The organism is Actinomadura sp. HBU206391, assembly GCF_014323665.1.
Classification (GTDB): domain Bacteria; phylum Actinomycetota; class Actinomycetes; order Streptosporangiales; family Streptosporangiaceae; genus Actinomadura_C.
Map to the genome: position 1 here is coordinate 1 of NZ_JABVEB010000385.1, position 4,052 is coordinate 4,052.

The 4,052-nt window shown below is 72.4% G+C and carries 4 protein-coding genes; 1 reads left to right on the forward strand and 3 read right to left on the reverse strand.

The window, feature by feature from the left end:
• Positions 1-93: 93 nt before the first annotated feature.
• Genes HKK72_RS36895 through HKK72_RS36905 form a run of 3 tightly spaced genes read right to left on the reverse strand, consistent with a single transcriptional unit; the run spans position 94 to position 2,013 of the window.
• Complete coding sequence (locus tag HKK72_RS36895; RefSeq protein WP_187239031.1) at positions 94-387, reverse strand: hypothetical protein; 294 nt, start codon at positions 385-387, stop codon at positions 94-96.
• Entirely contained in the window at positions 332-670 is a 339-nt protein-coding gene (locus tag HKK72_RS36900) for a hypothetical protein (protein ID WP_187239032.1), read from the reverse strand. Before HKK72_RS36900 ends, HKK72_RS36895 begins: the two co-directional genes overlap by 56 nt.
• Positions 667-2,013 carry an SWIM zinc finger domain-containing protein gene (locus HKK72_RS36905; protein WP_187239033.1) on the reverse strand — a complete coding sequence of 449 codons (1,347 nt, stop codon included), beginning with the start codon at positions 2,011-2,013 and terminating at the stop codon, positions 667-669. The genes HKK72_RS36900 and HKK72_RS36905 overlap by 4 nt, the downstream gene beginning before the upstream one ends.
• A 132-nt stretch (positions 2,014-2,145) precedes the next feature.
• Between HKK72_RS36905 and HKK72_RS36910 the strand changes: the two genes are divergently transcribed.
• The gene (locus HKK72_RS36910) at positions 2,146-3,996 is read left to right on the forward strand and encodes a glycosyl hydrolase family 18 protein (protein ID WP_187239034.1); all 1,851 of its coding nucleotides are present in this window, start codon (positions 2,146-2,148) and stop codon (positions 3,994-3,996) included.
• Positions 3,997-4,052 lie beyond the last annotated feature (56 nt).

Genomic DNA, 4,052 nt, shown 5'->3' on the forward strand with positions numbered 1-4,052 from the left:
CAGCTCTTCCGCCTCTGTCACCTGATCACCGTAGGGCAGGATGCAGCCGCTCGCCCATGCCGCCCTCCGTCTTCCATCCAGGAGCGATCGGGCTCATGCCCGGTCCTCCAGCGAGCCGGCGGCGCGATCCAGCCGCCTGGCCAGGACGTCGCGCGCGACGCGCCGGCGTTCGCCGGCCGACGCGGGCTCGACCGAGCGCAGTCGCCTGGCCTCGGTGACGAGCCGGCTGCGGCCGGAGCGCGACGCCAGCCCCTCGAGTCCGGCGGGCGGTGCGCCGGGCCGGCCGAACCGGGCGACGAGATCGGCCGCGACCGCGAGCAGCAGGTGCAGGTCACGCGTCCCCGACTCCAGCAGAGCGGGGAGGGCCGCCCACAGCGTCTCGAGCACCCGGTGGCCCGCAGGCGCACCCTGCTGGGTCGGGATCGCGGCGCATGTCGGTGATCCAGTCCAGGGCGGACGTGGCGCCTGGAGCGCAGACCGCGGCCGCGAGCGCCAGCAGCTCGCGCGGCTCTCGCTGGTCGGCGGGCGCCCGGAACTCTGCGATCCGCCTCCGCCACCGGCGGTACAGAGCGCCGACGTCCCCTTCCGGCACGGCCGCGAGCAGCCGGACGACGCGCTCCAGGTCGCTCGCGTCGATGGCGGCGTCGATCTCCCGGTGCTTCGCGTTCACGGGCGGCCGGCCAGGTCGGCGGCGAGCACGTGCTTGCAGGGGCCCCGGCCGCCGCGGTGCCTGCCCCACCAGGGGCAGGTGCAGGTGTCGCCGTCCGGGCCTCGGGAGACACGGTGTTCGACGTCGCCACCGCGCACCAGCGCGCCGCCGTCCACCAGCACGACGGCTCCGCTCTCGGCCAGCGCGCGGGCGTCCCGCAACCGGGGGTGCATGCCGTCCAGCACATCGGGGTCGTACGGGAGCTCGCGGTGGAAGTAGCACTCGTCGGCGAGGTCGTAGCCCACCCGGCCGGCGGCGCCGAGCCGGCTGAGCGCCCGCAGCACCCGGTCGCGCGACATCCCGGTCTCGGCCGCCAAGCGCCCCGGATCGAGCCGGGTCTCCCAGGACAGCAGCGGAGCGATCTCGCCTGCGTCGTCCTCGGCCCGCTCGTCGGCGAGGTCGGTGAGAACGGCGCCCTCGCCGGAGAAGCCCCGGTTGACCTCGGGACTCAGCACGACGACGAAGTACAGGTCACGGCAGACCAGCTCCCAGGCACTCGCGGCCGGCCGGCCCGCCGGGCCGGCGCCGCCGTAGACCCGCAGCGCGGTGGCGAACCTCGCGAGCGGCTCCAGAACGCGCAGCCGATCGGGGCCGGAGGCGCACACCGCGCCGCGTCCGGCACGCGGCGAGATCCGCAGCGACCGGCCGAGCGGCGTCGCCCAGGCCGGGCCCCGCCAGCTGCGCGGCAGACCGCGCAGGAAGGACCGGGCGGCGGGTCCGCCGAGCTCCGCGGCCCGGGTCATCCCCGCCGTGGCCGGCGGCACCTCGGCGAAGCCCTTCAGCCAGCGTTCGGGCAGCGGCACCCGCCGCTCGACCACCTCACCGTCCATGGTGCGCACCGTGACGTCGTCGACGCCGACGCTGAGGTGCAGCGGATCGATGCCGCCGATCCGGGCGAGCGCCTCGCGCATCGGCGGATTGAAGTAGACGTTGGTGGTCCCAGTGCCCGGCATGGCTCCGTCGAGCGCGCCGGGCAGCACGTCGAGCCGCGCGTAGACACCGCAGCACGCCGAGAACGACTCGAACCGAAGCCGGTCGCCGCTGCTCGTCACCACCGGATCGGCGGCCCGGATCACGGCGGCGAGCATGCCCGGCGGCACGTAGAAACGGGTGCGCGCCACGCGGGCGCACACGCGCAGGGCGACGGCCGCCTGCTCGGCGTGCGCGATGAAGCCGTCGAAGAACCTCGGGCTCTCGAGCGCGCCGTGCGGCGCCGTTCCGCCGGAGGTGGCCAGCAGCAGCCCCCCGTCCGGGCGCAACGTGGACGCGCGCTGATAGCGGTAGACGACCTCGGCTCGCGACATGGCCGGGAGCGTAGGCCACAGCGCCGACATTCACCGCGCCGAGTCGGTGCTGACATCTGGTCAGAATCGCCTGTTTGCTTTATTTTAAGGAAAGTTTCCTATTGGTTCGGGGGTACGAGTCATGGGAGAACGATGTTCAAGCTGCGCAAGAGCCTGCGAAGCGGGCGCCGACGGAGAGCCGTAGCGCTGCTCGGCGCGATGCTCCTGCCCCTCATCGGCACCGTCGTCGCGGCGCCGCCGGCATCGGCCGCCGCCGTCACCGCCTCGTGTGCGAAGACCTCGGACTGGGGAACCGGCTTCGAGGGCAAGTGCACGATCACCAACGGGACGGGCTCGACCGTCAACGGCTGGAAGGTCGAGTTCGATCTGCCGTCCGGGACCACCATCGGCTCCTCATGGGACGCGGTGCGCACCTCGACCGGCAACCACCACGCCTTCACCAACGCAGGCTGGAACGGCACCCTGAACCCCGGCGCGACCGCGAGCTTCGGCTTCAACGGCAGCGGCGGCGGCACGTTCTCCGGGTGCCTCGTCAACGGCGCGGCCTGCGACGGCTCGGGCGGTGGCGGCGGTGACACCCAGGCGCCCAGCACCCCGGCGAACCTGCGCTCCACCGGCAAGTCGGCGAGCAGCGTGTCGCTCGCGTGGAACGCCGCGACCGACAACGTCGGCGTGACCGGGTACGACGTCTACCAGGGCGCCACCAGGACCGCCTCGGTGACCGGCACATCCACGACCGTCTCCGGACTGTCCGCGAGCACCGCGTACACGTTCACGGTCCGGGCGCGCGACGCCGCCGGCAACGCCTCGTCCGCCTCGAACGCCGTGAGCGTGACCACCGACGCCGGTGGCGGCGGTGGCGGAGGCGGCAACAAGGTCATCGGCTACTTCGCCCAGTGGGGCGTCTACCAGCGCGCCTACCACGTCAAGAACATCGACACCAGCGGCTCGGCCGCCAAGCTCACCCACATCAACTACGCGTTCGGCAACGTGCAGAACGGCCAGTGCACCATCGGAGACAGCTACGCCGACTACGACCGCGCCTACAGCGCGGCCGAGAGCGTGGACGGCGTCGCTGACACGTGGGACGCCGGCGCGCTGCGCGGAAGTTTCAACCAGCTGCGCAAGCTCAAGAAGAAGCACCCCCACATCAAGGTGATCTGGTCATTCGGCGGCTGGACCTGGTCGGGCGGCTTCGGGCAGGCGGCGGCCAACCCGGCCGCCTTCGCGAACTCGTGCTACAACCTCGTCGAAGACCCGCGCTGGGCGGACGTGTTCGACGGCATCGACATCGACTGGGAGTACCCGAACGCCTGCGGCCTGTCCTGCGACACCAGCGGGTTCTCGTCGTTCAGGACCCTGATGTCGGCGCTGCGCAGCCGCTTCGGCTCAAGCAACCTGGTGACCGCGGCCATCACGGCCGACGGCACGTCCGGCGGGAAGATCGACGCGGCGGACTACGGCGGCGCGGCGCAGTACGTGGACTGGTATCTGCCGATGACCTATGACTACTTCGGCGCCTTCGACGCCGATGGGCCCACGGCACCGCACTCGCCGCTGACGTCCTACTCCGGCATCCCGGTGCCGGGCTTCTACTCCGACGCGGCGATCCAGAAGCTCAAGAGCAAGGGCGTCCCGGCGAGCAAACTGCTGCTCGGCGTCGGCTTCTACGGCCGGGGCTGGACCGGCGTGAGCCAGAGCGCGCCGGGCGGGTCCGCCACGGGCGCGGCGCCCGGCACCTACGAGGCGGGCATCGAGGACTACAAGGTCCTCAAGACCAGATGCCCGTCCACCGGCACCGTGGGCGGCACCGCCTACGCCTACTGCGGCAACCAGTGGTGGAGCTACGACACCCCGGGCACCATCGGCGGCAAGATGAGCTACGCCAAGAACCAGGGCCTGGCCGGCTCGTTCTTCTGGGAGCTCAGCGGCGACACCACCGGAGGTGAACTGATCACCGCCGTCAGGAACGGCCTCGGCTAGATCTACGGCGGCTCGGCTCCGCCGCCGTCCGCCCGCCGCGCCGCGTACGTGTGCGC